This is a genomic window from Mycolicibacterium sp. XJ870 (assembly GCF_053483975.1).
Map to the genome: position 1 here is coordinate 1,850,145 of NZ_JBEFTI010000001.1, position 16,366 is coordinate 1,866,510.

Consider the following 16,366-nt stretch of genomic DNA (forward strand, 5'->3'; position numbering starts at 1 on the left):
GTGTCTGTTGCCCGACGCGCCGTAATTCCACCTGCAAATGCGCACGTTCGCGCCGGACTGGAGGTGCGCACAATGCCACGTCGCTCTGATCTCAATCACGTACTGGTCATCGGATCGGGCCCGATCGTCATCGGCCAGGCCTGCGAGTTCGACTACTCCGGAACCCAGGCCTGCCGGGTGCTGCGCGCCGAGGGGCTGCAGGTCAGCCTCGTCAACTCGAACCCGGCCACGATCATGACCGACCCCGAGTACGCCGACCACACCTACGTCGAGCCCATCACACCGGCGTTCGTCGAGAAGATCTTCGCCCAGCAGGCCGAGCGTGGGAACAAGATCGACGCGGTGCTGGCCACATTGGGCGGGCAGACCGCGCTGAACACCGCGGTCGCGTTGCATGAGTTGGGTGTCTTGGAGAAGTACGGCGTAGAGATGATCGGCGCCGATTTCGAGGCCATCCAGCGCGGCGAGGATCGGCAGAGGTTCAAGGACATCGTTGCCAAGGTCGGCGGCGAGTCCGCCAAGTCCCGGGTCTGCTTCACGATGGACGAGGTGCGCGAGACCGTCGCAGACCTCGGTCTTCCGGTGGTCGTTCGGCCCTCCTTCACGATGGGTGGGCTGGGCTCCGGCATGGCGTACTCGATCGAGGACGTGGAGCGAATGGCAGGTGAGGGCCTGGCGGCGTCGCCGACGGCCAACGTGCTGATCGAGGAATCCATCTACGGCTGGAAGGAATTCGAGCTCGAGCTGATGCGTGATCACCGCGACAACGTCGTGGTGGTCTGCTCGATCGAGAACTTCGACCCGATGGGTGTGCACACCGGCGATTCGGTGACCGTCGCGCCCGCGATGACCCTGACCGATCGCGAATACCAGCGGATGCGCGATCTCGGCATCGCGATCCTGCGTGAGGTCGGCGTCGACACCGGCGGCTGCAACATCCAGTTCGCGATCGACCCGAAAGACGGCCGGCTCATCGTCATCGAGATGAACCCGCGGGTTTCCCGGTCCAGTGCACTGGCCTCGAAAGCCACCGGTTTCCCGATTGCGAAGATCGCCGCCAAGCTGGCCATCGGCTACACGCTGGACGAGATTCTCAACGACATCACCAAGGAAACCCCGGCCTGCTTCGAGCCGACCCTGGACTATGTCGTGGTCAAGGCACCGCGGTTCGCGTTCGAGAAGTTCCCAGGCGCCGACGCCACCCTGACCACCACGATGAAGTCGGTCGGTGAGGCGATGTCGTTGGGCCGCAACTTCATCGAAGCGCTCGGCAAGGTCATGCGGTCACTGGAGACCAGCCGCGCCGGATTCTGGACCGCGCCGGACCCCGACGTCACCGTCGAACAGCTGCTGACGAACCTGCGGACGCCGATGGACGGCAGGCTCTACGACATCGAGCACGCCCTGCGGTTGGGCGCCGGTGTCGAGCAGGTTGCTGAGGCCTCCGGCGTCGACCCGTGGTTCATCGAGCAGATCGCCGGTCTCGTCGGGTTGCGCGCCGAGCTGCTCGACGCACCGGTCCTCGACGAGGAGTTGTTGCGGCGGGCCAAGCACAGCGGTCTGTCCGATCGCCAGGTCTCGGCCCTGCGGCCGGAACTGGCCGGGGAATCCGGTGTGCGGGCATTGCGCCAGCGGCTCGGCATCCACCCGGTGTTCAAGACCGTCGACACCTGCGCGGCGGAATTCGACGCCAAGACGCCGTATCACTACAGCAGCTACGAACTCGATCCGGCGGCCGAAACCGAAGTTGCCCCGCAGGCCGAGAAGCCCAAGGTGCTGATCCTCGGCTCCGGCCCGAACCGTATCGGCCAGGGCATCGAATTCGATTACAGCTGCGTACATGCCGCGACCACGTTGAGCCAGACCGGTTTCGAAACGGTGATGGTCAACTGCAACCCCGAGACGGTGTCCACCGACTACGACACCGCAGACCGCCTGTACTTCGAGCCGCTGACGTTCGAGGACGTTCTGGAGGTCTACCACGCCGAATCCGCTTCGGGCGCCGGCGGTCCCGGCGTCGTCGGCGTGATCGTTCAGCTCGGCGGCCAGACTCCGCTGGGGCTGGCGAAACGCCTGGAAGAAGCGGGTGTGCCGATCGTCGGCACCAGCCCCAACGCCATCGACCTGGCCGAGGACCGCGGCGCCTTCGGCGAGGTTCTCACCACGGCCGGTTTGCCCGCGCCGCGATTCGGCACGGCGACGAGTTTCGAACAGGCCCGCCGGATCGCCGCCGACATCGGTTACCCGGTGCTGGTCCGGCCGTCGTACGTCCTCGGCGGCCGCGGTATGGAGATCGTTTACGACGAGAAGACCCTAGAGGGCTACATCACCCGCGCCACGCAACTGTCGCCCGAGCATCCGGTGCTCGTCGACCGCTTTCTCGAAGACGCCATCGAGATCGACGTCGACGCGCTCTGCGACGGTGCCGAGGTGTACATCGGCGGCATCATGGAGCACATCGAGGAAGCCGGCATCCACTCCGGGGACTCGGCGTGTGCACTACCGCCAGTGACCTTGGGCCGCAGTGACATCGAGGCGGTGCGCCGCGCCACCGAAGCGATCGCACACGGCATCGGGGTGGTCGGGTTGCTCAACGTCCAGTACGCGCTCAAAGACGACGTGCTCTACGTGCTGGAGGCCAATCCGCGGGCAAGCCGGACCGTGCCCTTCGTCTCGAAGGCCACCGCGGTTCCGCTGGCGAAGGCCTGTGCCCGGGTGATGCTGGGCGCCACCATCGCCCAGTTGCGCGACGAGGGTCTGCTGGCCAAGACCGGTGACGGCGCCCATGTCGCACGCAACGCCCCGGTCGCCGTGAAGGAGGCTGTCCTGCCCTTCCACCGGTTCCGCAGAGCCGATGGTGCACAAGTTGATTCACTGCTCGGCCCGGAGATGAAGTCGACGGGCGAGGTGATGGGCATCGACCACGATTTCGGTACGGCATTCGCCAAGAGTCAGACTGCCGCGTACGGATCGTTGCCCGCCGAGGGCACGGTGTTCGTCTCGGTGGCCAACCGGGACAAGCGTTCGTTGGTGTTCCCGGTCAAGCGCCTCGCCGATCTCGGCTTCCGGGTCCTGGCGACCGAAGGAACCGCGGAAATGCTGCGCCGCAACGGTATTCCGTGTGACGAGGTACGCAAGCACTCCGAAGAACCCAGTGAAACCGATCGTCGGCCGTCGGCGGTGGACGCCATCCGTGCCGGGGAGATCAACATGGTGATCAACACGCCGTACGGCAACTCCGGCCCGCGCGTCGACGGTTACGAGATCCGTTCGGCCGCCGTCTCGATGAACATCCCCTGCGTCACGACCGTGCAGGGAGCGGCGGCTGCGGTGCAGGGCATCGAGGCGGGCATTCGCGGCGACATCGGCGTGATGTCACTGCAGGAGCTGCACAGCGAGCTGGAATCCCGCTAGCCATGATCGGGTTCGGGCAACGGCTGGCGGACGCGGTTTCGGCCAGGGGACCGCTGTGTCCCGGTATCGACCCACATCCGGAGCTGTTGCGCGCGTGGGGCCTCGGCACCGACCCCGACGGCCTGCGGGCATTCTGCGACATCTGCGTGAGCGCGTTCGCCGGCTTCGCGATCGTCAAGCCGCAGGTGGCTTTCTTCGAGGCATACGGGACGGCGGGTTTCGCTGTACTGGAGCACACGATCGCCGCGTTGCGCGACGCCGGCGTGCTGGTGCTGGCCGATGCCAAACGTGGCGACATCGGCTCGACGATGGCCGCCTACGCCGCAGCATGGGCGGGTGCGGGCCCGCTGGCAGCTGACGCGGTGACCGCTTCGCCGTATCTCGGGTTCGGTTCGCTGCAACCACTCCTGGACACCGCAGCGGCACACGGCCGCGGAGTCTTCGTCCTGGCCGCAACCTCCAACCCCGAGGGCGCCGGTGTGCAGCGCGCCATGGCAGGGCCCCGCACAGTCGCACAGTCGATCGTCGACGCCGTCTCGGAGGTCAACCGCACCGCGGCCCAGGCCACGGGGTCCGTCGGCGTCGTTGTCGGTGCCACGGTGACCGAACCGCCCGATCTCAGCATGCTGGGCGGTCCGGTGCTGGTGCCCGGCGTCGGCGCCCAGGGCGGCCGCCCCGACCAGCTGGGTGGCCTGGGCGGCGCCAAACTGCTCTTGCCCGCGGTGTCGCGCGAGGTGCTGCGAGCGGGGCCGGCCATACCGGATCTGCGCGCCGCGGCGGAACGCCTGCGCGACGCCGTTGCCTACTTGGCCTGAGGTCGCACGGCCCCACGCCCGACGGCCCAGGGCGCTCCCGTCTCCCGTGTGTAGCGCCAGGGCGGTAAATCGGCTGGAAAATCACCCTGGCGCTACGTGCGCGAAACCGGGCTGTCGATTGAATAGTGCGCGCTCACTAAAACATTGAGTACTTCGACGCCGGATCGCTCACAGCGGAATCCAGATGCCGAACAGCCAGAAGCCCCAGTTGTTGAACCCCGGATCGAATATCGGGGTCACCCAGTGTCCGTTGTAGTTGAACGGCTGATGGTCGAAGCGTCCCTGGTCCATCCCACGCCATCCCAGGCCTGGCGGCGGGGGAGGTGGTGCGTCCCAGTGACCGCCGGGCCCGCCCGGCCTACCCGGACCGCCCGGCCCACCGGGCCGATCCGGAGCGCCGGGACCACCGGGCCCACCCGGACCACCCTGCCCACCTGGACCGCCTGGGCCTCCACCGGGACCTCCAGGCCCCTGGCAGTTGCCGAAGTCACATGACGGCGGCCCGGGTTTAGCGGCCGCCACTCCGACTCCGGCGCTCAAGGTGGCTGTTCCGATGGCGACGGCAACCGCGGATGCGCAGGTCAGACGCTTGATATTCATATCCGGCTTCCCTTCGAACGGGCTGGTACCCGACCCGAGAAGGCTATTTAGCTCAGCTGTGTATTCACTATGCATGCGTTAGGTGGCCGCTGGGCGCCGGAAGGCGCTGATATTGACGTGTTCGTCATCGCTCGACACGCCCGACACGCCGTGACCAGCGAAAATTTTCTCGGTGGGCCCGTGGCCACGGTCGTCGTCGGTGGTTGCCGGGGAGTCGCATTTTGTGACGATGGGCCAGCGGTGCCCCGAAAACCGTTGACATGCAGGGATATCCGAATCAGCCAGGTGCTTTGAGCGTGCCCGCGGGGCGCCGGCGGCGACTTTGCGCTGGGCGCCTGGGCGCACTACACGCTGGGCTTTTAGCGCCGCAACCAGGGGGTGGGGTTAGCTTTCGTCAGCCTGCGTGGGTACGGTCGTCGTCGCTGGCTGGTTGTGCTCCAGCCGAGACAAAACAAGTGATGGCCGAAGAAAAAATTGCCAGGAGACGGAGGAACCCGTGGCCCTTCCCCAGTTGACCGACGAACAGCGCGCGGCAGCGTTGGAGAAGGCTGCTGCCGCACGTCGAGCGCGAGCTGAACTCAAAGATCGGCTCAAGCGTGGCGGCACCAACCTCAAGCAGGTGCTCACCGACGCCGAGACCGATGAGGTCTTGGGCAAGATGAAGGTTTCCGCACTGCTGGAAGCCCTGCCCAAGGTCGGCAAGGTCAAGGCGCAGGAAATCATGACAGAGCTGGAGATCGCCCCGACCCGCCGTCTGCGCGGCCTCGGCGATCGTCAGCGCAAGGCCCTCCTGGAGAAGTTCGACCAGTAGAGACGCCCGCATTGTGCGCAGGTAGAGGGGCTGGGCAACACACCGCGACGGCTCCCGTCGTCGTGTTGTCCGGTCCCTCCGCCGTCGGGAAGTCGACGGTGGTGCGTTGCCTCCGGGAGCGGATTCCCGACCTGTATTTCTCCGTGTCGGTCACCACCAGGGCCCCACGGCCCGGGGAGGTCGACGGAGTCGACTACACGTTCGTCTCCGCTGAACAGTTCCAACAGCTGATCGACGACGGGGCCCTGCTGGAGTGGGCCGACATCCACGGCGGTCTACACCGTTCAGGAACGCCTGCCCAGCCTGTACGGGACGCGACGCGACAAGGACATCCGGTTCTGATCGAGGTCGATCTGGCCGGCGCGAAGGCGGTCAAGCAGGCCATGCCGGAGGTGATCTCCGTCTTCCTGGCCCCGCCGAGCTGGGAAGAACTGGTCAGCAGATTGTCCGGCCGGGGCACCGAGACGCCCGAGGTGATGGCCAGGAGACTGGAGACCGCCCGGGCCGAAATGGCCGCCCAGTCTGACTTCGACCAGGTGGTGGTGAACCGTCAGTTGGATTCGGCATGCGCCGAATTGGTATCCTTGCTGGTGCGCAGCAGATGACTCATAGTGCCGGGACCGAACCGATCGGGTCCGCGAGCCACCAGCACGCTGTTCACCACTGCATTCAGGGCATTCGTGCCATCAACCGCCAGGAGACTTTTTCGTGAGCACCCCGCATGCCGATGCGCAGCTGACCGCTGTGGACGACCTGGGTATCGATTCGTCCGCTGCCAGCGCCTACGACACGCCGCTGGGCATCACCAACCCGCCTATCGACGAGTTGCTGGACCGCGCGTCGAGCAAATACGCCCTGGTGATCTACGCCGCCAAGCGTGCACGCCAGATCAACGACTACTACAACCAACTCGGCGACGGCATCCTCGAGTATGTCGGCCCGCTGGTCGAGCCCGGCCTGCAGGAGAAGCCGCTCTCGATCGCGCTCCGGGAGATCCACGAGGACCTGCTCGAGCACACCGAGGGCGAATAGTCAGGCTAGGGCCCGCCCGTGAGCGCGCGTAAGCGAATCGTCGTTGGTGTGGCCGGCGGCATTGCCGCCTACAAGGCGTGCACCGTGGTCCGCCAGCTCACCGAGGCCGGGCACTCCGTGCGGGTCGTCCCCACCGAGTCGGCGCTGCGCTTCGTCGGGGGCGCCACGTTCGAAGCGCTGTCGGGCAACCCGGTTCACACCGGGGTTTTCGAGGACGTCCATGAAGTGCCGCACGTCCGGATCGGGCAGGAAGCCGATCTGGTCGTCGTCGCGCCGGCCACCGCGGATCTCCTCGCGCGGGCAGTCGCCGGCCGGGCCGATGATCTGCTGACCGCGACACTGCTGACCGCGCGATGTCCGGTGCTGTTCGCTCCGGCCATGCACACCGAGATGTGGTTCCACCCCGCAACCGTCGACAACGTCACCACACTGCGCCGCCGTGGCGCCGTCGTGCTCGAGCCCGCGTCGGGCCGGCTCACCGGCTCGGACAGCGGTGCGGGCAGGCTGCCGGAAGCCGAAGAGATCACCACCATGGCGCAGTTGCTGCTTGAGCGCGGCGACGCATTGCCCTACGACCTGGCCGGGGTGAAGGCGCTGGTGACCGCCGGCGGGACCCGCGAGCCGATCGATCCAGTGCGGTTCATCGGCAATCGCAGCTCCGGCAAGCAGGGCTACGCGATGGCTCGGGTGATGGCTCAGCGCGGCGCCGAGGTCACGTTGATCGCCGGCAATACCGCCGGGCTCATCGACCCTGCCGGTGTCGAGGTCGTGCACATCGGCTCGGCAACGCAGCTGCGGGACGCGGTATCCAAGCACGCCCCCGCCGCGAATGTTCTGGTGATGGCCGCCGCGGTCGCCGATTTCCGGCCCTCTCAGGTGGCGACCAGCAAGATCAAGAAGGGCGCATCCGAGCCGAGCTCGATCGACCTCACCCGTACCGACGACGTGCTGGCCGGCACGGTGCGGGCCCGCACCGATGGTCAACTGCCCAACATGCGGGCGATCGTCGGGTTCGCCGCCGAGACCGGTGACGACAACGGCGACGTGTTGTTCCACGCCAGGGCGAAGCTCAAACGCAAGGGCTGCGACCTGCTGGTGGTCAACGCGGTGGGGGAGAACCGCGCGTTCGAGGTGGACCACAACGACGGCTGGTTGCTGAGCGCCGACGGAACCGAGTCCGCACTCGAACACGGTTCGAAGACATTGATGGCCACCCGTATCGTGGACTCGATCGCGGCCTTCCTGCAGAACCGTGGCGGGTGATCGGCGAACGCATCCCGGTGCGGGTAAGGCTTGCGCGACGGCGTCCCACACGCTTGGGTTCAACAGGGCAGCGATATAATTCGCCTAACTAAGTAGTCTCCATAGGTTGTTTCAAGGAAGGATGCGGACCGTGAGCAAAGGTCGCCTGTTTACCAGTGAGTCGGTAACCGAGGGGCACCCCGACAAGATCTGTGATGCGATCAGCGACTCTGTGCTCGACGCGCTGCTCGCGCAGGATCCCAAGTCGCGCGTCGCGGTGGAGACCTTGGTCACCACGGGCCAGGTGCATGTCGCCGGTGAGGTCACAACCTCCGCGTATGCCGACATCCCGAAGATCGTGCGGGATCGCATCCTGGAGATCGGTTACGACTCCTCCACCAAGGGTTTCGACGGTGCATCCTGCGGCGTCAACATCGCCATCGGCGCCCAGTCGCCCGATATCGCGCAGGGCGTCGACACCGCACACGAGACCCGCGTCGAAGGCAAGGCCGACCCGCTGGACCTGCAGGGCGCAGGCGACCAGGGCCTGATGTTCGGCTACGCCATCGGCGACACCCCTGAACTGATGCCGCTGCCGATCGCGCTGGCGCATCGGCTGGCCCGCAGGCTCACCGAGGTCCGCAAGAACGGGGTGCTGGACTACCTGCGCCCTGACGGCAAGACCCAGGTCACGATCCAGTACGACGGCAGGACGCCGGTGCGCCTGGACACCGTGGTGCTGTCCACTCAGCACGCCGACGGTATCGACCTGGAGGCCACGCTCACGCCGGACATCCGCGAGAAGGTCGTCAACACCGTGCTCGCCGACCTGGGCCACCAGACGCTCGACACTTCCGACTACCGGCTGTTGGTCAACCCGACCGGCAAGTTCGTGTTGGGTGGGCCGATGGGCGACGCCGGCCTGACCGGCCGCAAGATCATCGTCGACACCTACGGCGGCTGGGCCCGCCACGGCGGCGGCGCCTTCTCCGGCAAGGATCCGTCCAAGGTGGACCGTTCGGCCGCGTACGCGATGCGCTGGGTGGCAAAGAACGTGGTTGCCGCAGGTTTGGCGGAGCGCGTCGAGGTGCAGGTTGCCTACGCAATCGGCAAGGCCGCCCCGGTGGGCCTGTTCGTCGAGACCTTCGGCAGCGAGACGGTTGACCCGGCCCGCATCGAGAAGGCCATCAACACCGTGTTCGACCTCCGTCCCGGCGCGATCATCCGCGATCTGGACCTGTTGCGGCCGATCTACGCGCAGACCGCGGCCTATGGCCACTTCGGGCGCACCGACATCGAACTGCCGTGGGAGCAGACCAACAAGGTCGACGAGCTCAAGGCGTCCGTCTAGTTCCGTCTAGTTCCATCGCCGAGCAGACGCAAAAGTCCCCCGGAATGCGCATTCCGGGGGACTTTTGCGTCTGCTGGCGCTAGGAACTGAACGCGTAATCGTCGAGAGGGAACCGGCGGCTGCGCCAATACGCCTCGAGCGTGGTGGACGGCCGCAGCGGCACATCCCCGTTGCGATCGAAGTAGTAGCTGTTGGCCAATGAACAGCTGTCCTGCCAGAAGATCTGCCGGTGACGCTTGCGCATCATCTCGGCGAAGTAGCGGTCGTTGGCCTCCTGCCGAACCTCGACGCGTCGGGCGGCGCGGCGGTCGGCGCGCTCGATGCAGCGCACCAGATGGTGGGTCTGTGCCTCGATCAGCGCGAAATATGACGACCCGACATAACCGTAGGGGCCCATCACACTGAAGAAGTTTGGGAATCCCGGGACGCTGACCCCCTCGTAGGCCTGCATCCGGTGGTGTTCCCAAAACTCACTCAGCGACTGCCCATTCGACCCGACGATGTCGAAGGTCAGGGCGTCGACATCCATCACCTTGAACCCAGTGGCCAGGATCAGCACGTCGACGTCATGGCTCTCGCCGTCGGTGGTGGCGACGCCGGAACCGGTGACCTTGTCGATCGGCTCGGTCACCAACCGCACGTTGTCGCGATTGAACGTCGCCAGATACGTGTTGTGGAAGCCTGGCCGCTTACACCCGACGGCGTAGCGGGGCGTGAGCTTGTCGCGCACCTCTGGATCGCGGACCTGTTGGCGTAGGTAGGCCCGGCCGGCCGCGCCGGCGCGCTTGGCGAACGGGTTGATCGTGAAGTACTGCGCGGCCAGCGGGAAGGTGAACTCCACGTACGCCTGGCTGATCAGGCGATGTAGCGTCCGGCCGCCCGGCAGCCGCATCAGCCTGCGGGCGATCGGCGGGATCGGCACGTCCAACTTCGGGAAACACCAGATCGGTGTGCGCTGAAAAACGGTGAGCTGCTTGACCTTCGGCGCGATCTCGGGAATCACCTGGACCGCCGAGGCTCCGGTGCCGATGATCGCGACCCGCTTGCCGGCCAGCTGCTGGGTGTGGTCCCAGCGCGCGGTGTGGATGGTGACGCCGGCGAACGAGTCGACGCCGTCGATGTCGGGAAGCTTCGGGATGGTCAGCACTCCGCTGGCGTTGACCAGGAAGCGCGCCGTCAGTGAATCTCCCGTCTCGAGATCAACCCGCCACAGATCCTCGGCATCGTCGAACACCGCGCGGGCGACTGTGGTGTTGAACTGAATCCGGGGCCGCAGGCCGTACTTGTCCACGCAGGTGTTGGCATAGTCCCGTAGCTCACGGCCTGGCGCGTAGGTGCGCGACCAGTCCCGTGACTGCTCGAAGGAGAACTGATAGGAGAACGACGGAATATCCACCGCCACACCGGGATAGGTGTTCCAGTACCAGGTGCCCCCCGCGCCGTCACCGGCCTCGACGATGAGGTAGTCACCAAGACCGGCCTCGTCGAGCTTGATCGCGGTGCCGATGCCGGAGAAGCCGGCACCGACGATGAGGGTGTGATAGTCCGGCATCTACGCCGCCTCCCGTCGGTGTGCGATGACGTGGAGCCCGTTCTTGGGACGCAACGTCAGTGTCGCCTCGAGTTCTACCGGATGGTCGGCGCATACGTCGAACGTGAAGCGCTGGCTCATGATCGCTGCCATCAGCACCATCTCCATCAGCGCGAAGCTCTGTCCGATGCAGATGCGTCGTCCGCCGCCGAACGGCAGATAGGCGGACCGCGGCCGGTCCTTGGCAGCCTCACCGAGGAAACGATTCGGGTCGAATGTCTCCGGGTCGGGCCACCAGCGCTCGTCGTGGTGGATGTGGTGGATCGGGATCAGTACCGTTGTGCCCGGGCGGATGTGGTGGCCGTCGATGAGGTCGTCCTCGATCGCCTCGCGCGCCAGCATCCACACCGCGGAGTAGTAGCGCTGCGATTCCTGAATGCAGGCGGTGGTCCACGGCAACCGGGCCAGGTCGGCTGCGACCGGACGATTGCCGCCGAGTACCTCGTCGATCTCGGCGATCATCGCGTCCCGCGCATGAGGATTTCGCGACATCAGGTACCAGAACCACGACATTCCGTTTGCGGTGGTCTCGTGGCCGGCAAGCATGAACGTCAACGCCTCGTCGCGGACACGCTGCCGTGGCCAGGTGCCGTTGTCGGCGTTGAACAGAACGTTCAGCAGGTCTGGGGATTGGGTGGGATGCGCGATGCGCTCGTCGAGCAGCGTGTTCACCGCGTCATCGAGGGCCAGGGCGATCTTCTGGCCTTCCCGCACCGGCGGTGGCAGGGGCACGCCGGAAAACGTGCACCAGGTCAGCGCGTCGTAGACGGGCCGTGGCATCAACCCCCAAAGCCCGAGACGGGCCAGTCGTTCGGTGCGGCGCAGGCCCCGGGTGGTGAGGTCTTTCATGGAGTGCACGAGCGGGCCGAAATCTTGGCTGAACAACGCATTGGCGACGACGCGCAGCGTGGCCTCGACCATCGCCGTGTGCATGTCGAACTCGGTTTCCGGCACCACCTCGGCGGTCACCTGCTCGATCGGATCGATCATCAGATCGACGATCTCGTTGAGGTGACGCCGTGCGAAGGTGGGGTTCAATGTGCCGCGATGGGCGGCCCATGAGTCGCCTTCGTCGGTCAACAGATTGATGCCCGCCGCGGCCCGGATGGCCTCGTACTCGTTGGACTTGACGTACTTCAGCCTGGCCCGATGCAGTACGTGGTCGACAAAGTCGGGGTGAGCAACGGAAACGAAACGTCTTCCACCACAACGAAATCGGGCTATATCGTGACCGCTTACGTGGCCCATGAACCCACCGGTGGCGTCGAAACCGACGGTGATGGCGTCGCGCGTCATCGTCCAGGTGCTCAGCCGCTGCGCTGGTGCTGACATGAATCAACGGTATGGCTGACGAATCGCATCTGGAATGGGATTATCGGACACAGAGTTGGGAGTTTGGGACATGGCGCATAGTCAGGCAGCGACGAAGTGGTCACCTGATCTCAGGCGTCCGGTGTATACGACACGCGTGCTGTGCGAGGTCGCGAGCGAGCGCGGCGTCGCCCCACCTGACATTCTGGAGGGCACCGGCATCGACGTGCGTGACCTCGACGACCCCGACGGCGTCGTCGCGGCCTCCGATGAGATCGTCGCGGTGCGCAGGCTGCTGGCCGCGGTGCCTGACAACGTGGGTCTAGGCATCGACGTCGGTAGCAGATTCCGGCTGACTCATCTCGGCTTGTTCGGATTCGCGGTGATGTCCTGCGCCACCCTGCGGGAACTCTTCGGCATATCGATGCGCTACTTCTCGCTGACAATGCTCAACATCGGCGTGAACCTGTTCGAAGGCCCGGACAACTGCCTGTTGGAGTTCGAGGTCGACCACCTGCCTGCCGACGTCCGGGGCTTCTTCCTCGAGCGCGACGTGGCCGGAATCGTCATGACCGTACGTGATTTCGCGCTGACGGTCCTCGCCCGGTATGCCGATCAGGTGCGCGTCGAGGCGACCCTTGACAGCGAGGTCGTCACGCCGCTGTTGGACCTTCTGCCGGACGTGAATAGAGAGTTCGGCCGCGCACACAACCGCCTGCACTTCCCGCGCTCCATGCTCGACGAGCCACTGCCACAAGCGGACCCGCACACTCTGAAGCTATGCGTGGCCCAGTGCGACCTACTGATGCAGCGCTCTGAAAGCCGACAAGGCATCACGGCGGTGGTGCGCTCCAAGCTGTTTCGCGATACCGGGCAGTTCCCGGCGTTGCCGGAGGTGGCCGCCGAACTCGACATGCATCCGCGGACTCTGCGCAGGCAACTCGCCGACGAAGGCACCTCATTTCGCGCACTGGTCAACGAGGCGCGGTCGGCCCTCGCGGTCGATCTGCTGTGCCAGGTCGGGCTGACCGTCGACGAGGTATCGCGGCGGCTGGGCTACACCGAGACATCCACGTTCTGCCACGCGTTCAAACGCTGGCACGGTATGCCGCCCAGTCAATATCAGCGGTTCAGCGCCTCCCGCAACGCCGAAAGCCCGCGGTCGAACGCCTCGGTGGCGGCGGGCACCACCCCGGAGTAACCGAGGTAGCCGTGTACGAGTGTTTCGGCGTTGTGTAGTTCCACCGGAACGCCGGCGGCGGCCAGCAGCTCGGCGTAGCGGCTGCCGTCATCACGTAGCGGGTCGTGGCCGGCGACCGCGATATAGGCCGGTGGCAGGCCGGCGAGCTCCTTCGCCCGGGCGGGGACCAGTGTGGGCGGGGGATCGGACAGGTCGACGTGACCGGCGTACCAGCGGGAGAACCCCTTGACCGCATCGAGCGCCAAGATCGGCGCCTCGGCGTTCTCGATAAACGACGGCAGGGTGGTGTCCCACGTGGTGGCCGGGTACCAGAGCAGCTGGAACCGCAGGGCTGGCCCGCCTGCGTCGCGCGCCAACAATGCGGTCACCGCGGCCAGATTGCCGCCTGCCGAATCCCCGGCGACGGCCATCCGGTCGGCGTCGGCCCCCAATTCGGCGGCGTTTGCGGCCACCCACTGGGTCGCCGCCCACACGTCGTCGACTGCCGCCGGGTACGGATGTTCGGGTGCCAGACGGTAATCCACCGACACCACGACCGCCTCGGCGCCGACGGCGTGTCGCCGTGCGGTGCTGTCGTAGCTGTCGAGGTCGCCGACTGACCAGCCACCACCGTGGATGAACACCACGATCGGCAGGGTCACCCCGGCGGGGGTCGGGGGTCGGTACACTCGGACCGGGATAGGCCCGGCCGGGCCGTCGACCACCCGATCCTCGACGCGCAGTTCGGGATGGATCTCGACACGTGGCAGCTCAGAGAACCGCCGCCGGGCCTCCTCGACACCGTCGTTGGTTGACAGTTGGAACGGGACCACCTGCAGTACCTTCAGCAGAATGGCATCGACAGCCGGCTTGGCAACAGACACACCGACACCGTACGCACCGCGGTGGACGCTGCGGCTGTGGGTGGCCGCTGCCGCCGTCGCCGCCTGCTACGGCGTCTTTCTGGTCGTCACGGCGCTGCGCCTCCCGGCGGGCGCGGACCTCACCGGCCAGTTTTTCGGGCAGCCCGCGGTCAAGGCGCTGGCCGCGGTGCTGCTGGCCGCCGCCGCGTTCACCCATCCGATCGTGCGGGAGCGCCGCTGGCTGATCGGTGCTCTGCTGTTCTCCGCGGCGGGTGACTTCCTGCTGGCGATGCCGTGGTGGCAGCCGTCGTTCGTGCTCGGCCTGGCCGCGTTCCTGGTTGCCCATCTGTGCTTCCTGGCGGCGTTGCTGCCGCTGGCGCGCCGCTCTACGCCCCGGCTGATCGCCGTTGCCGTCACCGTCCTGGCGTGTGTGGGTCTGTTGGCGTGGTTCTGGCCCCGGCTGGTCGAGCAGGGGATGGCGGTACCGGTGACGGCCTACATCGCGGTCCTCGGCGCGATGGTGTGCACTGCACTGCTGGCCCGGCTGCCCACCGCGTGGACGGCGCTGGGCGCGGTGTGTTTCGCGGTGTCGGACGCGATGATCGGGATCAGCGAGTTCGTCCGGGGCGACCAACTTTTGGCAGTGCCGATCTGGTGGGCCTACGCCGCCTCGTTGTTGCTCATCACGGCGGGATTGTTCTTCGGCCGCCATAAAGCGCCGTAACCTGACGCACCATCGGCACTAACACGACTGAAACGTCGCAGCGCTAGCTTCCCGCAAGAACATTGGGCAGCGACAGGAGCGCAGGTGACCGAAGTATCCGGCATGGGACGCAGGGGATTTCTACAGACGGCAGCTGTGGGGTTTGGCGTAACCGCGGTCGCGGCGGCGTGTTCGAGAGACTCACCGCCTGCGGTAGCCGCCGCTGAGGTGCCGTATTCGACGATCACCGTGCTGCAGCCCGGACAAGGCGATCGCAGCGGTGATCACTATCTGTCCTCGCTGCCCGATCAGGTGCTGTGGGGCTACGTGCCGACGGTCCACGCTGCGCCGGTGCTGCGCATGCGGTCCGGGCAGACCGTCACGATCGACACCGTCTCCCACGAAGGCATCCTCGAAGATCAGGGCCGCAACCCGGTGGAGTACTTCGGCACCAACGGGATCCGGGCTTCTGATGTGCTCGAGGACGCGAAAAACATTGCAGCCGAATATGATCGGACTGCCAGAGATTTCGTCAAGGACGGGCCGCACGTGGTCACCGGGCCGATCTTCGTCGAGGGTGCCGAGCCCGGTGACGTCCTCAAGATCGAAACCCTTGAGGCAGTTCCGCGGGTTCCCTACGGTGTGGTGTCGAGCCGTCACGGAAAGGGCGCCCTGGCGCTGACCGGGGACAAGGCCGCGCCGGCGGGTATCGATCTCGCCGAGGTGATGCCGCTGGCAGCCACCGACGGACGCTCCCGCCCCGACCCCACCACCTGGGGCAACGTGTCAGTATTCACACCGATCGAAGAAGGCCGGGGCGTGTTGCCCGTCGGCGCCAGCGGCGCTGCGCGGTTTCCGCTGAACCCGTTCATGGGCATGATGGGCGTCGCGTACGCGCAGGACCCCGGCCTGACCTCACCTAACGCGAATTCGGTCCCGCCCACGATCGGCGGCGGCAACATCGACATCAAACTCCTGGGTGTCGGCTCGACGTTTTACCTGCCGGTGTTCGCACCCGGCGCGCTTTTCTACGTCGGCGACCCGCACATGGCCATGGGCGACGGGGAGGTGGCGCTGACGGCGATGGAGGGCTCGCTGCGCGGCACTTTCCGGCTCACCGTTTGCAAGAGGGGTTCCGGCGACGCGCCCAGTGTGGCCTTCAAATATCCGTTCGCCGAAACCCCGGACTCGTGGATTCCGATCGGCCTGTCCGACCCCGACGGTGCCGTGGGCGGGCAAGGCAGCGATCTCGACGTCGCCATGCGGCGCGCGGTCGTCAATGCGCTGGACTATCTGGAGCACGATCGTGGGATGGATCGGGCCACCGCCTACGCTTATCTGTCCGCAGCCTCCGACTTCACGGTCTCGCAAGTGGTCGACAAGACCGTCGGCGTCCACGGCCAAATCTACAAAGAACATTTCTCGCTGTAGACCTGCGACCGGTCCCCGTCGG

14 protein-coding genes are annotated in these 16,366 nt (G+C 66.2%); 10 read left to right on the forward strand and 4 right to left on the reverse strand.

Annotation, left to right across the window (positions count from 1 at the left end; genetic code table 11):
- The first annotated feature begins 72 nt into the window (after positions 1 to 72).
- Positions 73 to 3,414, forward strand: a complete 3,342-nt coding sequence (carB, locus tag ABQF30_RS09280) for a carbamoyl-phosphate synthase large subunit (RefSeq protein ID WP_448462570.1) — start codon at positions 73 to 75, stop codon at positions 3,412 to 3,414.
- Positions 3,415 to 3,416: 2 nt separating this feature from the next.
- Positions 3,417 to 4,229: an orotidine-5'-phosphate decarboxylase gene (pyrF, locus tag ABQF30_RS09285; protein ID WP_448462572.1), complete on the forward strand. Its 813-nt coding sequence runs from the start codon at positions 3,417 to 3,419 to the stop codon at positions 4,227 to 4,229.
- Positions 4,230 to 4,397: 168 nt separating this feature from the next.
- On the opposite strand, the gene ABQF30_RS09290 is transcribed toward pyrF, so the two are convergent.
- On the reverse strand, positions 4,398 to 4,829 hold the full coding sequence (locus ABQF30_RS09290; RefSeq protein ID WP_448462574.1) for a hypothetical protein: 432 nt from the start codon (positions 4,827 to 4,829) through the stop codon (positions 4,398 to 4,400).
- Between the two features lie 496 nt (positions 4,830 to 5,325).
- Between ABQF30_RS09290 and mihF the strand changes: the two genes are divergently transcribed.
- The 5 genes from mihF to metK all read left to right on the forward strand — a co-directional run bounded on the left by mihF (position 5,326) and on the right by metK (position 9,265).
- A complete protein-coding gene (gene mihF, locus ABQF30_RS09295; protein ID WP_003880790.1) occupies positions 5,326 to 5,640 on the forward strand; it encodes an integration host factor, actinobacterial type in 315 nt (104 codons plus the stop codon).
- Positions 5,641 to 5,651: 11 nt separating this feature from the next.
- Positions 5,652 to 6,245, forward strand: a complete 594-nt coding sequence (gmk, locus tag ABQF30_RS09300; RefSeq protein ID WP_448462576.1) for a guanylate kinase — start codon at positions 5,652 to 5,654, stop codon at positions 6,243 to 6,245.
- 103 nt (positions 6,246 to 6,348) lie between these two features.
- Complete coding sequence (gene rpoZ / locus ABQF30_RS09305) at positions 6,349 to 6,672, forward strand: DNA-directed RNA polymerase subunit omega (RefSeq protein ID WP_448462577.1); 324 nt, start codon at positions 6,349 to 6,351, stop codon at positions 6,670 to 6,672.
- Between the two features lie 18 nt (positions 6,673 to 6,690).
- On the forward strand, positions 6,691 to 7,935 hold the full coding sequence (coaBC, locus tag ABQF30_RS09310) for a bifunctional phosphopantothenoylcysteine decarboxylase/phosphopantothenate--cysteine ligase CoaBC (protein WP_448462579.1): 1,245 nt from the start codon (positions 6,691 to 6,693) through the stop codon (positions 7,933 to 7,935).
- A gap of 130 nt (positions 7,936 to 8,065) precedes the next feature.
- Positions 8,066 to 9,265, forward strand: a complete 1,200-nt coding sequence (gene metK / locus ABQF30_RS09315; protein ID WP_448462581.1) for a methionine adenosyltransferase — start codon at positions 8,066 to 8,068, stop codon at positions 9,263 to 9,265.
- A 79-nt stretch (positions 9,266 to 9,344) separates the two neighbouring features.
- Here metK and ABQF30_RS09320 read toward each other — a convergent pair whose 3' ends face one another.
- Positions 9,345 to 10,817: a flavin-containing monooxygenase gene (locus tag ABQF30_RS09320; protein ID WP_448462583.1), complete on the reverse strand. Its 1,473-nt coding sequence runs from the start codon at positions 10,815 to 10,817 to the stop codon at positions 9,345 to 9,347.
- Positions 10,818 to 12,188, reverse strand: coding sequence for a cytochrome P450 (locus ABQF30_RS09325; RefSeq protein WP_448462584.1), 1,371 nt, complete (start codon positions 12,186 to 12,188; stop codon positions 10,818 to 10,820).
- A 70-nt stretch (positions 12,189 to 12,258) separates the two neighbouring features.
- Between ABQF30_RS09325 and ABQF30_RS09330 the strand changes: the two genes are divergently transcribed.
- Positions 12,259 to 13,368, forward strand: a complete 1,110-nt coding sequence (locus ABQF30_RS09330) for a helix-turn-helix domain-containing protein (RefSeq protein WP_448462586.1) — start codon at positions 12,259 to 12,261, stop codon at positions 13,366 to 13,368.
- Here ABQF30_RS09330 and ABQF30_RS09335 read toward each other — a convergent pair.
- Positions 13,290 to 14,231, reverse strand: coding sequence for an alpha/beta hydrolase (locus ABQF30_RS09335; RefSeq protein WP_448462588.1), 942 nt, complete (start codon positions 14,229 to 14,231; stop codon positions 13,290 to 13,292). The two genes, ABQF30_RS09330 and ABQF30_RS09335, sit on opposite strands and share 79 nt — an antisense overlap.
- Here ABQF30_RS09335 and ABQF30_RS09340 point away from each other — a divergent pair.
- On the forward strand, positions 14,200 to 14,934 hold the full coding sequence (locus ABQF30_RS09340; RefSeq protein ID WP_448462590.1) for a lysoplasmalogenase: 735 nt from the start codon (positions 14,200 to 14,202) through the stop codon (positions 14,932 to 14,934). The genes ABQF30_RS09335 and ABQF30_RS09340 overlap by 32 nt on opposite strands.
- Before the next feature lie 102 nt (positions 14,935 to 15,036).
- Positions 15,037 to 16,344, forward strand: a complete 1,308-nt coding sequence (locus tag ABQF30_RS09345; protein ID WP_448463570.1) for an acetamidase/formamidase family protein — start codon at positions 15,037 to 15,039, stop codon at positions 16,342 to 16,344.
- Positions 16,345 to 16,366 lie beyond the last annotated feature (22 nt).

What these genes read in the sequence shown, in the direction of transcription:
- pyrF (WP_448462572.1), top strand. Translation starts at nt 3,417, where the DNA reads ATGATCGGGTTCGGGCAACGGCTGGCGGACGCGGTTTCGGCCAGGGGA.
- ABQF30_RS09345 (WP_448463570.1), top strand. Translation starts at nt 15,037, where the DNA reads ATGGGACGCAGGGGATTTCTACAGACGGCAGCTGTGGGGTTTGGCGTA.
- ABQF30_RS09325 (WP_448462584.1), bottom strand. Translation starts at nt 12,188, where the DNA reads ATGTCAGCACCAGCGCAGCGGCTGAGCACCTGGACGATGACGCGCGAC.
- ABQF30_RS09290 (WP_448462574.1), bottom strand. Translation starts at nt 4,829, where the DNA reads ATGAATATCAAGCGTCTGACCTGCGCATCCGCGGTTGCCGTCGCCATC.
- ABQF30_RS09330 (WP_448462586.1), top strand. Translation starts at nt 12,259, where the DNA reads ATGGCGCATAGTCAGGCAGCGACGAAGTGGTCACCTGATCTCAGGCGT.
- ABQF30_RS09340 (WP_448462590.1), top strand. Translation starts at nt 14,200, where the DNA reads ATGGCATCGACAGCCGGCTTGGCAACAGACACACCGACACCGTACGCA.
- carB (WP_448462570.1), top strand. Translation starts at nt 73, where the DNA reads ATGCCACGTCGCTCTGATCTCAATCACGTACTGGTCATCGGATCGGGC.
- ABQF30_RS09320 (WP_448462583.1), bottom strand. Translation starts at nt 10,817, where the DNA reads ATGCCGGACTATCACACCCTCATCGTCGGTGCCGGCTTCTCCGGCATC.